At 70.7% G+C, this 17,527-nt stretch carries 16 protein-coding genes and 1 pseudogene; 8 read left to right on the forward strand and 9 right to left on the reverse strand.

All coding sequences use genetic code 11. The features are described 5' to 3' along the window. Positions 1-13 precede the first annotated feature (13 nt). From KUTG_RS28180 to KUTG_RS28190, 3 genes are read right to left on the reverse strand one after another with little or no spacing between them, the layout of a single operon-like run. Positions 14-664, reverse strand: coding sequence for a ThuA domain-containing protein (locus tag KUTG_RS28180; protein WP_232240985.1), 651 nt, complete (start codon positions 662-664; stop codon positions 14-16). Then, entirely contained in the window at positions 661-2,079 is a 1,419-nt protein-coding gene (locus KUTG_RS28185; protein ID WP_043721023.1) for an aldehyde dehydrogenase family protein, read from the reverse strand. Before KUTG_RS28185 ends, KUTG_RS28180 begins: the two co-directional genes overlap by 4 nt. A 49-nt stretch (positions 2,080-2,128) precedes the next feature. Further along, entirely contained in the window at positions 2,129-3,298 is a 1,170-nt protein-coding gene (locus tag KUTG_RS28190) for an ROK family protein (protein WP_043721026.1), read from the reverse strand. An 83-nt stretch (positions 3,299-3,381) separates the two neighbouring features. Between KUTG_RS28190 and KUTG_RS28195 the strand changes: the two genes are divergently transcribed. Further along, a complete protein-coding gene (locus tag KUTG_RS28195; RefSeq protein WP_052395500.1) occupies positions 3,382-5,580 on the forward strand; it encodes an ATP-binding protein in 2,199 nt (732 codons plus the stop codon). Between the two features lie 50 nt (positions 5,581-5,630). Here the strand turns inward: KUTG_RS28195 and KUTG_RS28200 are convergent, their stop codons facing one another. After that, a complete protein-coding gene (locus KUTG_RS28200; protein ID WP_084579868.1) occupies positions 5,631-7,820 on the reverse strand; it encodes an SF1B family DNA helicase RecD2 in 2,190 nt (729 codons plus the stop codon). 54 nt (positions 7,821-7,874) lie between these two features. On the opposite strand from KUTG_RS28200, the gene KUTG_RS28205 reads away from it, so the two are divergent. Genes KUTG_RS28205 through KUTG_RS28215 form a run of 3 tightly spaced genes read left to right on the forward strand, consistent with a single transcriptional unit; the run spans position 7,875 to position 9,590 of the window. After that, positions 7,875-8,093 carry a DNA-directed RNA polymerase sigma-70 factor gene (locus KUTG_RS28205; RefSeq protein WP_043721028.1) on the forward strand — a complete coding sequence of 73 codons (219 nt, stop codon included), beginning with the start codon at positions 7,875-7,877 and terminating at the stop codon, positions 8,091-8,093. Continuing rightward, a complete protein-coding gene (locus tag KUTG_RS28210; protein WP_043730897.1) occupies positions 8,093-8,632 on the forward strand; it encodes a Clp protease N-terminal domain-containing protein in 540 nt (179 codons plus the stop codon). The genes KUTG_RS28205 and KUTG_RS28210 overlap by 1 nt, the downstream gene beginning before the upstream one ends. 43 nt (positions 8,633-8,675) lie before the next feature. Continuing rightward, entirely contained in the window at positions 8,676-9,590 is a 915-nt protein-coding gene (locus KUTG_RS28215) for an SDR family oxidoreductase (protein WP_043721030.1), read from the forward strand. 295 nt (positions 9,591-9,885) lie between these two features. Here KUTG_RS28215 and KUTG_RS28220 read toward each other — a convergent pair whose 3' ends face one another. Genes KUTG_RS28220 through KUTG_RS28230 form a run of 3 tightly spaced genes read right to left on the reverse strand, consistent with a single transcriptional unit; the run spans position 9,886 to position 12,522 of the window. After that, positions 9,886-10,743 (reverse strand): helix-turn-helix transcriptional regulator, encoded by an 858-nt coding sequence (locus KUTG_RS28220; RefSeq protein WP_084579871.1) that lies wholly within the window; start codon positions 10,741-10,743, stop codon positions 9,886-9,888. A 1-nt stretch (position 10,744) separates the two neighbouring features. Beyond that, positions 10,745-11,401 carry a hypothetical protein gene (locus KUTG_RS28225; RefSeq protein ID WP_043721032.1) on the reverse strand — a complete coding sequence of 219 codons (657 nt, stop codon included), beginning with the start codon at positions 11,399-11,401 and terminating at the stop codon, positions 10,745-10,747. Continuing rightward, a complete protein-coding gene (locus KUTG_RS28230; protein WP_052395501.1) occupies positions 11,398-12,522 on the reverse strand; it encodes a type VII secretion protein EccE in 1,125 nt (374 codons plus the stop codon). Before KUTG_RS28230 ends, KUTG_RS28225 begins: the two co-directional genes overlap by 4 nt. Before the next feature lie 55 nt (positions 12,523-12,577). Between KUTG_RS28230 and eccB the strand changes: the two genes are divergently transcribed. The 3 genes and pseudogenes from eccB to KUTG_RS65350 all read left to right on the forward strand — a co-directional run bounded on the left by eccB (position 12,578) and on the right by KUTG_RS65350 (position 14,405). Beyond that, positions 12,578-13,954 (forward strand): type VII secretion protein EccB, encoded by a 1,377-nt coding sequence (eccB, locus tag KUTG_RS28235; RefSeq protein ID WP_043721033.1) that lies wholly within the window; start codon positions 12,578-12,580, stop codon positions 13,952-13,954. Positions 13,955-13,977: 23 nt separating this feature from the next. Further along, positions 13,978-14,067: pseudogene (locus KUTG_RS65345) on the forward strand (VOC family protein); the annotation flags it as partial. After that, positions 14,046-14,405, forward strand: coding sequence for a VOC family protein (locus tag KUTG_RS65350; RefSeq protein ID WP_369794520.1), 360 nt, complete (start codon positions 14,046-14,048; stop codon positions 14,403-14,405). The pseudogene KUTG_RS65345 and the gene KUTG_RS65350, both read left to right, overlap by 22 nt. 465 nt (positions 14,406-14,870) lie before the next feature. Here the strand turns inward: KUTG_RS65350 and KUTG_RS66440 are convergent, their stop codons facing one another. Beyond that, positions 14,871-15,542 (reverse strand): MarR family winged helix-turn-helix transcriptional regulator, encoded by a 672-nt coding sequence (locus KUTG_RS66440; RefSeq protein ID WP_369794521.1) that lies wholly within the window; start codon positions 15,540-15,542, stop codon positions 14,871-14,873. Between the two features lie 29 nt (positions 15,543-15,571). Between KUTG_RS66440 and KUTG_RS28250 the strand changes: the two genes are divergently transcribed. Further along, the gene (locus KUTG_RS28250; protein WP_043721038.1) at positions 15,572-16,300 is read left to right on the forward strand and encodes an SDR family NAD(P)-dependent oxidoreductase; all 729 of its coding nucleotides are present in this window, start codon (positions 15,572-15,574) and stop codon (positions 16,298-16,300) included. 4 nt (positions 16,301-16,304) lie between these two features. On the opposite strand, the gene mycP is transcribed toward KUTG_RS28250, so the two are convergent. Beyond that, positions 16,305-17,513, reverse strand: coding sequence for a type VII secretion-associated serine protease mycosin (gene mycP / locus KUTG_RS28255; RefSeq protein ID WP_198047331.1), 1,209 nt, complete (start codon positions 17,511-17,513; stop codon positions 16,305-16,307). Positions 17,514-17,527 lie beyond the last annotated feature (14 nt).

Consider the following 17,527-nt stretch of genomic DNA (forward strand, 5'->3'; position numbering starts at 1 on the left):
TCTCCGCTCAATCTCACTGAACTACCTGTCGGCTCGCCCAGACCAGACCGCGATGGGTCAATGTGTACACCGCCGGATCCCACAGGTCCTCGGTGCGGTGCCCGATCGCGGAGAAGAAGATCCTGCCCGCGCCCCAGTTCCTCGTCCAGGCCACCGGCATCGTCACGGGCTGCTCCGGCGGCCCGAACTCGGTGGTGGCCAGAACCGTGTTCAGCGCGTCGCTGAGCATCCAGTACTGCTCGGTGTGGACGGTGAAGTCCGGCAGGCCGGCCACGATCGGATGGTCCGACTGAGCCCGCTCCATACGCACCTCGTAGTCCAGGAACTCCGGCGGGTGGTAGAGGAACACGCCGCCGACCATCCGCAGATAGTCCGGGCTGTCCTGGAACGTGGCCACCACACCGCCGTGCCAGCCGGCGAAGCCGGTGCCGGCGCGCACGGCCGACACCAGGCCCTCGCACTGCTCCGGCGTCAGCTTGCCCATCGACCAGCACTGCACGATCAGGTCGGTGGCGGCGAGCTTCTCGGCATCGGTGTAGACGTCCAGATCCTCGGCGATCTCCACGTCGAAACCGGCGTCGGTGAGGCCGGGAATGAACATGTCGGTCGCCTGGACCGGACTGTGTCCTTCCCAGCCGCCGCGCACCACCAGCGCTTTTTTCACCGGCGGCCCGCCCAGTCCGGAATGGACAGCGGCGTGCGCTGCACGCCGATCCACTGGCGCTTGGTGAAGCCGGGCATCTGGTTCTCCGCGCCGTGCCGGGCGTGCGCGTCGTTGACGTGCACCTCGCCGGCCTGGAGCTGCTCAGCCACGTCCATGCCGCGCACGATGTCCTTGGAGAACACGGAGTTCATCAGCATCGGCAGGCCGTTGGTGATCGCGATGGCCTCTTCCTCGGTGTCCACGACCGTGACGGGGACGACCGGGCCGAAGATCTCCTCGCTGAACGCCGGCATGTCCGGGGTGACGTCGGTGAGCACCGTCGGCCGGTAGAACAGGCCGTCGTACTCCGCGCCGGTCAACACCTTCGCGCCCATGTCGATCGACGGCTGCACGATCTTGTGGTGCACCCGGTCGCGCTGGCGTTCGCTGATCAGCGGGCCGAGGTCGGTCTCCGGGTCCATCGGGTCGCCGACCCGGAGCTTGGAAGCCCGGGCCACCAAGGCTTCCAGGTAGGCGTCGGCGACGGCGCGCTGCACGATGTGCCGGCTGGCGCTGATGCAGGTCTGGCCCTGGAACTCGTACGAAGCGATCATCGCGCAGGAGGCGGCCAGCTCGACATCGGCGTCGTCCAGCACGACAAAAGCGTTGCTGCCGCCCAGTTCCAGCCGGATGTTGCGCAGGTCGACGGCCGCCGCGGCGGCGATCTCCAGTCCCACCTCGCGGGAGCCGGTGAAGTCCATCAGGTCGAGGCCGCGGTGCTCGGACAGCGGCTTGCCGGCGTCCAGGCCGTCGCCCGTGACGACGTTGAACACGCCGGGCGGGAAACCGGCCGCGTCGGCGGCCTGGGCCAGCGCGAGGCCGCCGATGAACGGCGTCAGCTCGGCCGGCTTGAGGACCACCGTGTTGCCGAAGGCCAGCGACGGCGCGACCGCCCGCATGGCCAGGTTCATGGGGTAGTTCCACGGCGTGATCAGGCCGACCACGCCCAGCGGCACTGCCCGGGACAGGGACAGCTTGCCGGCCTTGTACGGCTGGAGGATGTCGCCCGCGGTCTGCGTGGCCTGCACGGCCGAGATGGCCAGCTGGCGGATGCTGGTGCCGACCTCGTCCTCGGCCTTGTAGCGGACACCGCCGGTCTCGCGGATGCTCTGCTCGACCAGGTCCTCGAAGTTGGCCTGGAGGTAGTCGGCGAACTTGCGCAGGTAGGCGGCGCGTTCGGCGCCGGCCAGCGCGGCCCAGGCCGGCTGCGCGGCGCGGGCGGCCTCCACGGCCCGGTTCACGTCGACGGCGGTGCCCAGGGCGTAGCTGCCGATCTGGGCGCCCGTCGCCTTCTCGCACACCGGCGCGGTTCTGCCCGACGCGGCCGCACAGAACGATCCACCGACGTAGAGCAGCCCGTCCGCCACTTTATCCATGTCTTAAGGTAAGTCGCGGACGAACGAGGGGTCAATAGTCTGTTCCGGGTCAGCCCCCGTTGGCCAGGAAGCGCATCACCGGCAGCGTGGCCGCGCCCAGCGCGACCGCCTCCGGACCGAGCTGGCCCAGCTCGACCCGCGTGCCGTCGCGCAGGTAGCTCAGCGTGTGCCGGGAGGCCGCGTCCTGCACCGCCTCCAGGATCGTGTGCCCGATGGACAGGCTCACCCAGCCCGACAGCACCACCCGGTCCGGCGTCACCAGGTTCGTCAGGTTGGCGATGCCGATGCCCAGGTACTCGGCCGTGACGGCCATGGTCTCGGCCGCCGGCCCCGGCCGCTCCGCCCGCGCCGCCAGCTCCCGCATCTGGGCCTCGGTGTCCTGCGCCGTGAAGGGCTCACTACCGGGCAGCGCCAGGTAGCGGTCCAGGATGCCCTCGGCCCCGATGTACGCCTCCAGGCAGCCGCGCGAGCCGCAGCGGCAGGGCAGCCCGCCGGCGTGCACGACCGTGTGGCCCCACTCCGTGGTGGAGCTGGAAACGCCCTGGTAGGAGTCGGATTCCACGGCCAGGGCCGCCCCGACGCCCACGCCGAGCAGCGCGATCACCGCCCGCGTCGAGCCCCGGCCCGCGCCCCGCCACATCTCGGCCTGGCCCAGCGTGCGGGCGCAGTTGTCGACGTACAGGGGAGCGTTCACGCCGTCGGCGAGCATCTTGACCAGCGGCACACCCCGCCACCCGAACGTGGGGGCGTGCACCAGCTCGTCGCCGTCCACCGACCCCGGCACGCCGATGCCGACGCCCAGAATCGACACCGGCGACGTGCTGACCTCGGCGATGCCGGCCAGGATCAGCTCCGCGACGTGCGAAGGTTCCAGGTTGCCGTCCATCGGGTAGGTCGCCGTCGCCACCGTGTTCAGCGCGCAGTCGAACAGACCCACCTCGATGTGCGTCTCCCCGATGTCGACGCCGATCACGTGGCCGTAGTCCCGCCGGACCTGGAGCACCGTGCGCGGGCGGCCGCCCTCGGACTCGGCCGAGCCCGCCTCCTCGACCACGCCGTCGGCGATGAGGTCGGAGATCACGTTGCTCACCGTCGACGAGCTCAGCCCGGACGAGTCGACCAGTTCGAGCCTGCTGCCCCGGCCCTGGAGATACAGCCGCGACAGCAGCGCCGACCGGTTGCGTCGGCGCAGCTCACGGGTGGTCTGTTTCGCTGCCACAGTGGGATCTTGCCAAACTTCTCGCCGATAGCGTTCACATCGCACCTGTTGGGCGCAACCGAACAATGCGGGAGAGTGGACCAATGGCTACCCGGGAGCACATCGGCGAGGGCTTCGGCCGCGCCGTGCGCACCCGCCGCGAGGCGCTGGGCTGGTCGTTGACCGACCTCGCCGCCGTGGTCCGCTACGACAAGTCGCTGCTGTCCCGGCTGGAGAACGGCCGCCGCCGCCCGACCGAGCAGCATGCACGTGCACTGGACAGTGCGCTCGGGGCCGAGGGGCAGTTGATCCATCTGGCCCGACGGGCCCTGCCCCGCTCGCCGGCCCAGCTGCCGGCCGCCCCGGCCCGGTTCGTCGGCCGGGATCCCGAGCTCGCCGCGCTGGCCGCCGCCGTGCGCGAGTTCGCCGAAACGGGTGACCCGATCGTGGTGACCATCGACGGGCCGCCGGGGGCCGGCAAGACCGCCCTGGCCCTGCGGTTCGCCCATTCGATCGCGCACGACTATCCCGGCGGGCAGCTCTACACCGACCTGCGGGGCCATTCCTCCCATGACCCGGCCGAGCCGCTGGACGTGCTGGAGGAGCTGCTGACGTCGCTCGGGGTGGAGAACCTCCCGGCGCGGCTGGAGCAGCGGGCCAGCCTGCTGCGGTCGGCGCTGGCCCCGACGCGGACGCTGCTCGTGCTGGACAACGCCTCGGATTCGGACCAGCTGCTGCACCTGCTGCCGGGGGCCGGCGGGTGCGCGGTGGTGATCACCAGCCGGGACCGGCTGTCGGGGCTGGCCATGCGCACCGGGGCCGCGCGGATCACCGTCGCGCCGATGGACTCCGCCGAGTCGGTGCGTCTGCTGTCGACGATCATCGGCAACCGGGGCGTTGTGTCGGACGGCGCGTTGGAGGAGCTGGCCCGGCGCTGTGGCCATCTACCGCTGGCCTTGCGGATCGCCGCCGAGCGGGTGGTGTCTTCGGAGCTGGACGACCTGTTGCTGGAGCTGGACGGTTCCCGGCTGGACGCCCTGGACGTCGCCGACGCCACTCCGGCGCGGACGATCATCTCGTGGTCGTACGGGCGGCTGGACGCCGACACGGCCCGGATGTTTCGGCTGCTCGGGCTGCACCGGGGGCCTTATCTCAGCGTCGCCGCCGCCGCGGCGCTGGCCGGCGTCCGGGTCGGCGCCGCCCGCCGGGCTCTGGACCGGTTGGCCGGGGCGCACCTGATCCACAACCCTCGGCGTGGGCACTGGCGGTTCCACGACCTCGTCGCCGACTATGCCGCTGAGCTGGCCTTTACCGACCCGGAGGCCGATGCCGCGGTGGCCCGGCTGGCCAGCTGGTACCTGCACGGGTATTCCGTCGCCGGCCAGCTGATCGCGCCGTACCGGGACAACTGGCTGGAGATCGCCCCCGTGCGGGAGGGGGTGGAGCCGCCTTCGTTCGAATCCGAACAGGACGCCCTGGCGTGGTGCAAGGCGGAGCTGCCGAACGTGATTCCCGTGCTGCGGCTGGCGCTTCGCCACGGGCAGCGGGAGGTGGCCTGGCATCTGCCGCTGGAACTGTGGAGTTATCTGCTGTTGGCCCAGCCGTGGGGTGCCTGGATCGCCAGCCACAAGCTCGCCCTGGAGGCGTCCGAGGGCAACGACTACGCCCATGGGTGGGTCGCCACCAACCTCGCCGAGGGCTACCGGCGGATCGGCTCCTACGGCGAGGCCGCCCGGTACTACGCGCTCGGCCGGTCGCTGCGGGAGCGCTGCGGGGACCGACCCGGGCTGGCATGGTCGCTGGCCGGGTCGGCGTTGTTGGCCATCGACCTGGGGGAGATCGCCGAGGCCAAGGACTTCTCGGAATCGGCCGTCGAGCTGTTCGCCGAGACCGCCAACTCCGAGGGGCGGGCCCTGCTGCTCGGCGTGCTCGGCAACATGCAGGCCGCCCTCGGCTCGTACGACGCCGCCCTCGTCGCCTTCGGCGAGGCCGCCTCGCTGATGACGTCGCTGGGCAGCCTGCCCGGCGTCGCCCAGATGCTCACCCGCTCCGCCGAGGTCCACCAGACCCTGGGCTCCTTCGACGCCGCCCTGGCCGACTTCGTCGGGGCCACCAACGCCGCCCGCCAGGCCGGCGACGCCATCGCCGAGGTCGCCGCCCTCCGCTCCTACGCCCAGCTCCTCTCCGACGTCGGCCGCCCGTCCGAGGCCCGTCAGGCCTGGACCCAGGCCCTCGCCATCCTCGAGGCCCGCGGCGAAGACGAGGCCACCCAGGCCGCCGACCTCCGAGCCCACCTCACCTAACCCCGCGAGTCACGCTCTCCGGCACACCGAAACACGGTTTCGAGCAGAGGTCAGAACGCCGCCACCTGGCCGTGGTCCTCGCGGAGCGGCGGCAAGACGCCGGCGGCCAGGTCCTCGCCGGTGAAGCGCCAGGTCAGGGCGGTGTTGCGGCGGTCGCCGGTCTGCTCGACGGCCATGCGCAGGGCCCGGGGCTGCCCGACCAAGACGACCATGGCCTTGGCGCGGGTGATGGCGGTGTACAGAAGGTTTCGGCGCAGCAACAACATCCCGGCGCTGGTGCTGAGGGGCACGACGACGTACGGGTATTCGCTGCCCTGGGAGCGGTGGACGGTGATGGCGTAGCCGTGGGCGAGCTCCTCCAGCTCGTCGAAGTCGTACTCGACGGCCTCGCCGTCCTCCAGGGTGACCTCGAGGAGACGGTCCTCCAGGGACAGGGCGGTGACGGTGCCGGCGGTGCCGTTGAAGACGCCGGCCTTGCCCTTGTCGTAGTTGTTGCGGATGGGCATGACCCGGTCGCCGACGCGGAAGGCGCGGTCGTCGGACCAGTACTGGGGGTCGCCCTCGCGGTGGGGGTTGAGCACGTCCTGCAACAGGCGGCCGATGTTGAGGGCGCCGACGTCGCGGGCGCGGCCGGGGCACAGGACCTGGATCCGGCTGGGCTCGATGCCGTACGCGGCGGGCAGCCGGCGGGTGGCGATGTCGACCACGGTCTCGGCGATGTCCTTGGGGTCCTCGGCGGGCACGAACCAGAACTCGGGGTTGTTCACCGGCAACACGCCTTCACGCACATTCACGGCGTTGGCGGTGATGCCGCTGCCGGCGCCCTGCCGGTAGACGCGGCTCAGGTGCGTGCGAGGAATGTCGGGCACGTCAAGGAGATCCCGCAGCACGGAGCCGGGCCCGACGCTGGGCAGCTGATCGACGTCGCCGACCAGCAGCAGATGCGCGCCGGGCGGGATCTTGTCGACCAGCGCGTCGGCGAGGCCGATGTCCAGCATCGAGCTCTCGTCCACCACGATCAGGTCGGCCGACAGCGGGTCGTTCACGTCGAACAGGCTGCCGTCGTCCTCGGGCTCGGCGTTGCGGCCCAGCATTCGGTGCACGGTCATCGCGGGCATCCCGGTCAGCTCGGACAGACGACGCGCGGCGCGGCCGGTCGGGGCGGCCAGGGTGATCTTCGCGCCGGCGGCCTTGGCCGTTTTGGCTATGTGCCGCACGGTGAAGCTCTTGCCGCAGCCGGGGCCGCCGGTCAGGATCGACACGGTGTGCGTCAGGGCCATCTCCACGGCCTGCCGCTGCGTGTCGTCCAACTCCGGGCCGTCCAGCTTGGGCTTGCCGGGCAACGACGAGGGCGTGCTCAACAGGCGGATCACGTTGTCGGCCAACAGGGTTTCCTGCTGGTGCAGGTGCGCCTGGAAGACGACGTCCCGGCCGTTGATCTGCTCCTGCACGACCTTTCGCCTGCGCCGCAACGCATGTAGCGCGGCGCGGATCATCTCCTCGTCCTGCTCGACCATCGCCGTGGTGTGGGTCAGCACCTCGTTCACCGGCAGGAAGCAGTGCCCGCCCATGGTTCTGGCCTGGAGCAACGTGTGCAGCACCGCGGCCTGCATGCGTTCCGGGCTCTGCTCGGGGATGCCGGCGGCCAGGGCGATGGTGTCGGCGGTGGCGAAACCGATGCCCCAGACCTCCTCGACCAGCCGATACGGCTCGTTGCGCACCACCTGCAACGACTGCTCGCCCAGCTTGCGGTGGATGCGCACGGCCAGGGCGGGACTGACGCCGACGCCCTGGAGGAACACCATGACCTCGCGGACCGCGCGCTGGTCGGCCCAGGCGGTGATGATCTTCGCCATCCGGTCGCGGCCGATCTGGTGCACCTCCATCAGGCGCTTCGGGTCGCGGTCGATGACGTCCAGGGTGTCCTCGCCGAACGTGTCCACGATGGCGTCGGCCAGCTTGCGGCCGATGCCCCGGACCAGGCCGGAGCCGAGGTAGCGGCGGATCGCGTGCACCGTCGCCGGCAGCACCCGTTCGCACTCGCCGACCCGGAGCGTGCCGCTGGTGGTCCAGTCGCCGTCGACGCGGACGGTCTCGCCAGGCTGCAGGCCGTGCAGCACCGTGCCGGCGATCTTGGTCTCGCTGCGTTCGCCCGTGGTCAGGACCGCGACCGTGTAGCCGTCCGCCCCCACATATATGAGGCGGTCGACCACACCCTCCGCGACGGTCACGCTCCCCATCGTAGGTGTCAACCCTTGTTGACGGCCTGGTTCTTGTCAACTAATGTTGACAACGTGACCGACATGAACGACCTCGCCGCGGCTGCCAGCGGCGCCGATGCCCGCACCGGCCTGCGGGCGGCACTCGCGCTACGCCGGCTAGCAGAGACGTTGGAAACGCTGCAAGTCGGCAACGCGCGGCGGCAGGGGTGGTCCTGGCAGGAGATCGCCGACGCGCTCGAGGTCACCAAGCAGGCCGTGCACAAGAAGTACGCCAACCTTCAGGAGGAATGATGTTCGAACGGTTCAGCCGCCCCGCGCGGGAGGTTGTCGCGACGGCTCGGCAGGAGGCGGAAGCGCTGGGACACCGGCATTTCGGCACCGAGCACCTGTTGCTGGCCCTGGTCTCCGGCACCGGCGGCGGCCATGACGCCCTGGTTGCGGCCGGTGTGGACCGCGCGCTGGTCGCGGCGGCGATCGCCGACACCACCGTGCTCGGCGCCGCCGACGCCGATGCCTTGAAGTCCGTGGGCATCGACCTGGACGCCGTGCTCTCCCGTATCACCGAGTCCTTCGGGCCCGATGCCTTGCGCAAGGCCGTTCCCGGTCGCCGACGCGGTCGGGTCGGCGTTTCGCCCCGGGTGAAGAAGGTGCTGGAGCTGGCCCTGCGGGAGGCCGTGCACCTGGGCCACCAGGCCATCGGCACCGAGCACATCCTGCTCGGCATTCTCCGTGACGGCTCCGGCCGCGCCTTCACCATCATCACCGGCGCCGGCGTCGATCCGGTCGAGCTCCGGCGCACCGTCGTCGACGGGTTCGGCAAAGCCGCCTGAACCATGCCATGTTCTGTCAGGGTAACCCGGCAGGGTGCCCGGCATGGACGATCTCAAGGGCAAGGTCGCAGTCGTGGCCGGGGCCACCCGTGGCGCCAGCCGGGCCATCGCGGTCGAACTCGGCCGTCGCGGGGCCCACGTGTACGTCACCGGGCGCAGCACCCGGACCGAACGGTCCGAAGTGGACCGTGCCGAGACCATCGAGGACACCGCCGAGCTGATCGAGAAGGCCGGCGGCAGCGCCGTTGCCGTGCGGGTGGACCACCTCGAAGCGGTCGAAGTGCAGGAACTGGCCGCCCGCATCGACCGCGAGCAGGGCCGCCTCGACATCCTCGTCGACGGGCTGTGGGGCGGCGACGGCCTGATGACCTGGGGTGTTCCGGTGTGGGAGCATCCGCTGGCGGAGAGCCTCCGCATGATCCGCCTCGGCATCGACTCGCACGTCATCACCAGCCATTTCCTGCTGCCGCTGGTCATCCGTAATCCGGGCGGCCTCGTCGTCGACATGACCGACGGCACGGCCGAGTACAACGCCCGGTACCGGGAGGGCACCACCCTCGCGTTCTACGTGGCCAAGGCGGCCGCCCACCACCTGGCCATCGGTCAGGCGGCTGAGCTGAAGTCCTTTGACTGCACGGCGATCGCCCTCACACCGGGGTATCTGCGGTCCGAGGCGATGCTTGAGCACTACCGCGTCACCGAGGAGACGTGGCGGGACGCCCTCGTGCGGGAGCCCCATTTCTGCATCTCCGAGTCCCCGGCCTTCGTCGGTCGCGGCCTGGCGGCGCTGGCCGCCGACCCGGCGCGGGCCCGGTTCACCGGTCAGACCCTCAACAGCGGGCAACTGGCCCAGATCTACGACATCGACGACGTCGACGGCAGCCGTCCGGACGGCTGGCGGTACATGATCGAGGTGGCCGGCACCGGCAAGCCGGCCGATCCCACGGGTTACCGGTGAAACGAAGGCGGACTGGCGGCGCATATGCAAAGGAATCACTCTTCAGTGCCATGGAGCCAGCAATCCTGCACGTCATTTGAAGTGCTCGACACCCCGGACTAGGTTGTTCCTGTTAAGCTTGTAAACGGCTGCGACCGAATCACATGCCTAAGTCGAGAGAAACGAGTGGAGTATATCCACCCTAGCAACTACTGTAATGTTAGTAGGCTGGATCCCGCGAAGCAACACAGATTGGTCAAAGTCGAGTTTCTAAAAACACCGCACAGACGCCCAGTAAGTAAGAATAAAAGGGTGATCAATCGACATGCGCCGACGTCGTCACTAATTCAAACGCTGACTGGAAGCGCGCCTCGTCGGCTGCAATCTCCACAGCACTTGCATCCGATAGAACCACGAGGATCTTCGGCAGCGCCCGCATCCCGTACGGGCTGAGCCGGATCCGCACGGGCACGGTCCGCAGCGACTGCTCGAACTGTGCGGAGGACCGCTCCCACCAGGCGACGAGGTCGAAGCCCGGCGGGCGTTCGAAGCGCTGGTCGGTCTCCGCGACGGCTTCGATCCGGGCCACGCGGTAGGTGCGGAGATCCCCGTCGACCTCGGCCACCAGGTACCAGACGCCGGCCTTGAGCACGATCCCCAACGGCTGCAAGGTGCGGTGCACGGTCTTGCCGGACCGGCCGTAGGCGATCTCCACCCGCCGCTGCTCCCACACCGCCCGCGCGATCGCCGCCAGGTGCTCCGTGTCGTCGGCCGGTCGAAACCAGGACGGCGCGTCGAGGTGGAAGCGCTGGGCCATCGCCTGCGCCTGGTCCCGCAGCGCCGGCGGCAAAGTCGCGAAGAGCTTGGCGTGCGCGGCGGACATCGCCGTGCCCAGGCCCAAATCGGCCAGCGCCTGGGGCACGCCCATGGCGAACATCGCCACGGCTTCCCTCGACGTGAGACCGTCCAGGTGCGTGCGCCACCCGTCCACCAGCCGCACGCCGCCGTGCCGCCCCGTCTCCGTCCACAGTGGAACCCCGGCGTCGCGCAGGGCCGCGATGTCCCGGTGCATGGTCCGCTCCGAGACGTCCAACGCCGTGGCTAACTCCGCCACCGTCGCGCTTCTCTTGCTGTACAAGGTGAACAGCAGGGCCACCAGCCGCTCGGCGCGCATCCTAGTGGGGCACACCGGCGGACATCAGCTCCATCTCGGCCGGCGTGATGTCGAGCCGTACCAAAGCGGTGCCGGCCCGGCCGCAGAGGGCGACCTCGCCGGGACGCAGGTCGTCGGCCAAGCCGGCATCGGGCCGATTGCGCAGCGACGACACGGCCTCGCCATGACCAGGGGAGCAGACAACGACAACGTCGGCAGCACGCCAGAACTCGGAGCGGGTGGGCACGCGGGAGGCGACGTGGATGACCGTGCACCAGGGCGCATCGCCGACCCAGTTGGGCGGAGGCTCGGGGGCGTCGAGTACCAGGGCCTGCGGCGCACGGGGACCGGCCGGCACGCCCGGCCACCGCACCGAGCGCTGGGTGAAGGTCATGCGACGGCCGCCGACCTTGGTCCACAGGCCCTGCCAGGACGGCTGTCGCTGGCTGTACACCGTGACCTGGCAGCCGACGGCCAGCAGCCGATGGGCCACGAGCCGGGCGAGGCCGACGCCGTCGACCAGCCCGATGCGCACGGGGTGGGGCTGAATCGCCGGCAGGCAGGCGATGTTGCCGCCGCGGTCGGCCCCGAGCAGCACACCGGCCGCCGGCACGTGCAGGGACAGGGAGATGTCGGCCAGGTTCCGCCATGGCTGGGCCGGCAGTTGAGAGGTGCTCATCGTCGTACCAGTCCAATCGCGCTGGTCAGGTCCCGAGCCCCACCGCCGAGCGGCAGCGTGGCGACGACACCTGCGGCCTGGTTGTCGGTCAGCGGCTCGACCAGCCCGGTGGCGATCAGCGCGGCACGGGCATTGGCGGCGGCGCCGTGGTCGGTGGCGAAAAGCCGTAGCACCGAACGGGTCTGGGCCGAGTGACCGTCGAGTTCGACGGTGACAGACACGACGCAGCGGTCCGCGGCAATGGAGGCGGCGGTCATCAGGAGCTTGCTCCAGTCGCCCGTGACGGCCAGGCAGCAGTGCGCGCCGGCCTGCGTGAGCCAGGCGTCGGGATGGAACCGGCCGTGGTGGCTGGAGTCGCCGACGGCCCCGAGCAGCTCGGTCGCCGCCGCCAATCCGAGCAGGTGAACCTGGAATCCGTTGTCCATCAGGTGCACCCGCAGCCGGGCGGCCGCCGCGACGAGCGCGGTGCGAGCGCCGGCGGCCCCGCCACCACGGCGCTCGGTGGCCTCAGGCGCCCACAGCGGTTCGTGCCGCAGCACCAGCCACACCCGTCGCAGCACGGGCACGGCCGAGGTCGGCAGCCGGCGGTAGACCATCGTCGGCCCGAACCGCTCGGTCACGTCCAGCGGCGGCAGCGGGAACTGCTCGATCAGCATCTGGAACCCGGCCAGCTCCGCCGGATCGGCGGCCACCTGGGCGGCCAGCGTCGCCACGTCCAGCCGCAGATTGCCGGCGATCTCCAACTCCAGCACGGCGGCGAAGCCCTGCCCGTCGCCGATCACGCCGAGCGGCGCCACGCCGCGACCCGTCACCTCGACGACGTGCAGGTCGGGCAGCACTTCCCGGATCACGCCGAATCCTGGGCCGGTCGAGGGTGGCGGTGGCCCCGGCGCGGGCGCGTGCAGCCGGAAGGCCAGGTGCTCGGTGGCCCACTTCCCCTGCCAGAACAGGAAGGCGCCGACCAGCGTGAGGCCGGCCAGCGCCATCAGGGCGATGCCGAAGGGCCCCATGATCGCCACGCCGGCCCCGGCCGTGCCGACGGCGGCCTCGGCGGAGATCCACCGGGCCCGCCCGATCCGCCCCGGCCGTCGGGGTCGCGTGCGTGCGGGACTGTCTGCCACAGATGCAGTATGCCGATAGAGTCCGACTCGGCACGCCCAGTTGGGGAGGGCAGCGATGGTTACCACGCGAGACCAGGTCGAGGCCTACACGTACGAGAGCAGGCGGCAGGTCACCAGCCTGATGCTCGGCGCGGACGAGGCCGTGACCGATCCTCGCCGCCGGCTCAACCGGTCGACCGTGGGCGGCACGGTCATCGCCGTGCTGCTGATGGCGGGCTTCGGCATCGCCGGTTTCCTCGGCGGCGGCAGCGGTCCCGCGCTGCCCGGCTCAGGCGCCGTAACGGTTAGCGGCACCGGCGACCATTACGTGATCGTCGACGGGCAGGTGCACCCGGCGCTGAACCTCGCGTCGGCGCTGCTGGTCGGCGGCGGCTCGCTGACCGAGGTTCGCTCGGAGGTGCTGGCCGGCAAGCCGCGTGGCCTCCCGGTCGGGATCCCCAACGCCCCGGACTCGTTGCCGTCCAAGGACAATCTCACCAACGGCGCCTGGACGGTGTGCGCGCTGCAGTCGGGGTCCGTCTCGGCCCCGTCGCAGATCACGCTGCTGATCGGGGCCGCCCCGAGTCAGGGCACTTTGGACTCCGCCTCGGGCGTGTTGGCCCAGCTGCCGGACGACAGCACGTGGCTGATCAGCAAGGGCCGCCGCTACAAGCTGACCGGCAACACCCGAGCGCTGCTTGGCCTGCAACGCGCCGCCACCGTCCGGCTGCCGGCCGAGGTGCTGGCGGTCGTGCCGGAGGGCGCGGAAATCACCCAACCGAGTGTCACCTCGGGCGGCGCGCCGACCGTGCAGCTGCCGTCCCCGGTCGGCGTCGGCGACGTCATCCAGACCCGGCAGACCGGCGTCCAGGAGCAGTTCTTCGTGGTCGAGCCGGACGGGCTGGCCCCGATCTCCGAGCTGACCTACGCGCTGCTGGCCGCCTCCGGCAGCCGCGTCGACCAGCTCGACGCCAACGTCGCGGTGTCGGCCCCGCAGTCGCACGCCCAGCCGCCGGGCAGCAACACCTGGCCCGACCGCATCCCTCAGCCGGTCGGCCCGCAGCTGGACCAGCCGTTGTGCCTGAGCACCACGCCCGGCCAGGCCCCCGGCGACGCCCCGTGGCAGCTGTCGGTCAGCCTGCCGCCGGCCATGCCCTCGCCCTCCGGGCTGTCCACCGTGACCACCAAGGCCGGGCACGTCACGAACGTCAAGATCGCCGCCGGCTCCGGCGCCGTGGTGAAGGCATCCTCGGCCGCCGGCCAGGACGGCGTGCTGACCCTGGTGACCGACTCCGGCCAGCGGTTCCCCATCCCCAGCGCCGACGCCGCGTCCCGGCTGCACTTCGACCCCAACGCCGCCAAGAACGTGCCGCTGCCCTTCGTCACGCTGCTGCCAGCCGGGCCCACGCTGGATCCGACCGCCGCGGCTGAGGAATTCCCCGGCGGCAACTAGGCCTCGGCCATTACGGTGGGGCCATGGCATCGGTCAGGCAGGTCCAGGTCACCTTCGACTGCGCGGACCCCAAGCGTGTCGCCCTTTTCTGGTGCGAGGTGTTGGGATACCGTGCCGCCGCCCCCGCCGGCTTCGGCAGGGGGACTTCGACCACTCCCTGCCCGCCGACCGCCAGGGCTCGGCCTTCGCCTGCGTCGACCCCAACGGCGTGGGCCCGCGGCTGTACTTCCAGCGTGTGCCCGAAGGCAAGGTCGTCAAGAACCGGGTGCACCTCGACGTGCGGGCCGCCCCCGGCCTCGCCGGCCAGGAGCGCCTCGCCGCCCTCCGCTCCGAGCGCGCACGCCTGGAGGCCCTGGGCGCGGTGTGTCATCTGGAGCAGGTGTCCGACGACTTCAACGAATCCTGCATCACCATGCTGGACGTCGAGGGCAACGAGTTCTGCCTGGACTGATCCTCACTTGTCCACAGCCCCCGACTTATCCACATCTGGATCTTCCCTACCCCTTCGCCGCCCCCAGGCCCGATAGGCTGGGCCTGGGACGCCACCCCAGGGATGGGCGGGGGCTGTTCCCGGTTCAAGGGGTGGGGCCTGATGTGGAGCAGGCACAACGCCTGTGTTGATCATGTGGTTGTCGAAGCCCGTGATCACCGAAGGTTGTGCCCGTCGTGACCGGTCTGCCGCGCGAGCAGGCCGACCCCGCGTGCATCGCCGACTACCTGCGTGGGCACTGGCAGATCGGGAACCGCCTGCACCGGGTCCGAGACGTCACCTACGTCCGCACCGGGCAACAGCCCTTCACACGAGGGATTTGGAGCCTTCGAAGACTAGTCGCTGTGATCAGTGTCTAATGTTGCTTCTCAATCTCCCCAGCTCTGGTGTGAGCGTACATGCTCGGGTAAAGCTACCGATCGATTGTTATGGACATTGGTGGGACGCGACGGTGCGAACAATTAATTTCGTAACAGTCATGGCCATTCTACTTAATTTGCCCCGGCACGACATGCTCCGCCATCGCCGCCGGGCTACGCCACATGGCCCGTGACTGGCATGTTTGCTCGGGATCACGGTCTGACCAGCAAACACCGACTTTGTCGGAACCCTGCCGGGTTGGGCGGGGGCCCGGTTCAAGGGGTGTCTGTGAGGGCGTCCAGGGCGTGGCGGAGTTGGCGGCGCTGGGTGGGGTCGAGGTGGTTGAGCAGGTGACCGCGGACGGCGTCGGCGTGGGCGGGGCGGGCTCGGCGGGCGAGGGGAGTGGCCGGCGTCGGTGAGGTGGACCTCGACGCCGCCGTCGGCCGGGTGGCGGGTGAGAAGGTCGCGCTGTTCCATGCGGCTGAGCTGGTGGGACAGGCGGCTGCGGTGCCAGCCGACGGATTCGGCCAGGGCGTTCTGGCGTAGGCGGCCGCCGCCGAGCTCGGCGACGCGGGTGAGCACGGCGAAGTCGGCGTCGGAGAGGCCGACGGCGGCGGTGATGTCCTCGGCGATGCGGGCCCGGACGGTGTCGGCGGCCGACTTCCAGGCGTGCCAGAGGGCCATCTCGTCGGCGTCCAGTTCGCTCACCCGGTCACGGTAGCGGCCGTGTGTTGACATGACAACAGCAATGGGCGCACGCTGTTGTCATGACAACAGCTGGCAAGGTCGCGCTGGTCACCGGTGCGAACAAGGGGATCGGCAGGGCGATCGTGGCGGGACTGGCGGGACGAGGCTTCACGGTCTACCTCGCCGCTCGTGACGCGGACCGGGGAAAGAAGGCGGCGGAAGAGGTCGAGGGGGACGTCCGGGCGATGACGCTGGACGTCACCTCGGACGACGATGTCCAGGCCGCGGTCGAGCGGATCGAGCACGAGGCGGGCAGCCTCGACGTCCTGGTCAACAACGCCGGCACGCATCCGCTCAACCACCGGAAACTCGATCACCTGCCGACGCCGACCGAGGAGACGGTGGAGGACCTGCGCCACGTCTACGAGACGAACGTCTTCGCGGTCGTGCGCCTGACGAACGCCTTCCTGCCCCTGCTGCGCCGCGCGTCGGCGGCACGGATCGTCAACGTGACCAGCAAACGCGGCTCGATCGGCGAGGACGGCGCCTGGGTCGGGCAGCCGGTCATGTCCTACTCCAGCTCCAAAACGGCCCTGAACGCCATCACGGTCCACTACGCCCGGGCCCTGGCCGACACGCCGATCAAGGTCAACGGGGCGGCCCCGGGACACGTGGCCACGGACTTCAACGACTTCCGCGGCGCCCGCACGCCCGAACAGGGCGCCGACGTGGCGATCCGCCTGGCCGCGCTGCCCGAGGACGGCCCCACCGGCGCGGTGTTCGAGGACGACACGCAACTCGCCTGGTGAACGGCTACAGCAGCTCGACCTCGGTCGGCTCGGGGCTTGCCGGCTTCTCGGGTACGTCGTCCCGGCCGCCCGGACGCCAGCGGCGGAGGGCGGCCCGGCGGAAGGCGATGCCGCCGACCAATGCCAGCAGGCCGGCCAGGGCGAGGCCTCCGGCCCAGGCCAGGGCGGCGCGCAGGACGGGGCCGAAGCCCTCGTCCTCGGCGGGACGGGGGAGCACGGCGACGGTCCCGACAGGACGATCCGATGTGGACGGAGCAACCACGGGCGCGGTCAAGGCGGCGAAGGGATCCACGACGCCGGCCCCGACCTTGTCGTCGCGAGAGCCGGCGACGGGGACGGCAGTGCTGATCAACCGCTGCACAACGGCGGGGCCGGACAGGCCCGGGAACCGGGAGCGGACGAGGGCGGCGACGCCGGAGACGATGGCGGTGGCGAAGCTGGTGCCGGACTGGGTGATGTAGCCGCTGCCGCCGGCGGCGGTGCTGGTCAGATCGGAGCCGGGGGCGGCGATGCCGACCCAGGGGCCCTGGTTGGACTGGGCGATGGGGGCGCCGTTGACGTCGACGGCGGCGACGGCCAGAACCCCGGGATAGGCGGCGGGGTACCAGGTCTGCCCGGGCTGCGACTGCTGCTCGTTGCCGGCGGCGGCGACCACGACGACGTCCCGGGACAGCGCGTACTGGACGGCGTCCCTGATCGAGGGCCGGTCGACGGGCAGCGCGAACGACAGGTTGAGCACGGAGCCGCGGTCGGCCCCGTCGTGGATCGCCTGCGCGATCACCTTGTCCGGCAGGTCGGAAATGGTGCCGACCATGCGGATGGGGGCGATCTTGGCGTCGGGGGCGACGCCGACGACCCGGTCGTCGTCCAGCGGCCGCGCGGCGATCAGGCCGGCGACCATGGTGCCGTGGTTCTGGCAGTCCTCGGCCGTGCCCGGTGAGTCGGCGGCCACCCGGGGATCGTTCACGGCCGCCACGTCGACGCCGGACACCATGGCCGGAGCCAGCTTGGGATGCCGACTGTCCACACCGGAATCGACGACGGCCACGGTGACCCCGGCCCCGGTGCTCAGGTCCTTCACCCGGGACAGGCCGAGCCGGTCGATCATGGGATCACGGCCGGCCGCGGCGGGAATGGGCTGCCCCGCGGCCGGCGGCGGCTGGCACACGGCGAAGGCCATCGGGGCCGGCACGACCACCAAACCTGCTGCCACCAACAGGACCGCAG

This window comes from Kutzneria sp. 744 (assembly GCF_000568255.1).
Classification (GTDB): domain Bacteria; phylum Actinomycetota; class Actinomycetes; order Mycobacteriales; family Pseudonocardiaceae; genus Kutzneria.

Excerpts from the sequence above, each read along its gene's own strand:
- KUTG_RS28200 (WP_084579868.1), bottom strand. The coding sequence starts at position 7,820 with ATGGGGAGCGTGACCGTCGCGGAGGGTGTGGTCGACCGCCTCATATAT.
- KUTG_RS28220 (WP_084579871.1), bottom strand. The coding sequence starts at position 10,743 with ATGCGCGCCGAGCGGCTGGTGGCCCTGCTGTTCACCTTGTACAGCAAG.
- KUTG_RS28225 (WP_043721032.1), bottom strand. The coding sequence starts at position 11,401 with ATGAGCACCTCTCAACTGCCGGCCCAGCCATGGCGGAACCTGGCCGAC.
- KUTG_RS28195 (WP_052395500.1), top strand. The coding sequence starts at position 3,382 with ATGGCTACCCGGGAGCACATCGGCGAGGGCTTCGGCCGCGCCGTGCGC.
- KUTG_RS28185 (WP_043721023.1), bottom strand. The coding sequence starts at position 2,079 with ATGGATAAAGTGGCGGACGGGCTGCTCTACGTCGGTGGATCGTTCTGT.
- KUTG_RS28215 (WP_043721030.1), top strand. The coding sequence starts at position 8,676 with ATGGACGATCTCAAGGGCAAGGTCGCAGTCGTGGCCGGGGCCACCCGT.
- KUTG_RS28250 (WP_043721038.1), top strand. The coding sequence starts at position 15,572 with ATGACAACAGCTGGCAAGGTCGCGCTGGTCACCGGTGCGAACAAGGGG.
- KUTG_RS28210 (WP_043730897.1), top strand. The coding sequence starts at position 8,093 with ATGTTCGAACGGTTCAGCCGCCCCGCGCGGGAGGTTGTCGCGACGGCT.
- KUTG_RS66440 (WP_369794521.1), bottom strand. The coding sequence starts at position 15,542 with ATGTCAACACACGGCCGCTACCGTGACCGGGTGAGCGAACTGGACGCC.
- eccB (WP_043721033.1), top strand. The coding sequence starts at position 12,578 with ATGGTTACCACGCGAGACCAGGTCGAGGCCTACACGTACGAGAGCAGG.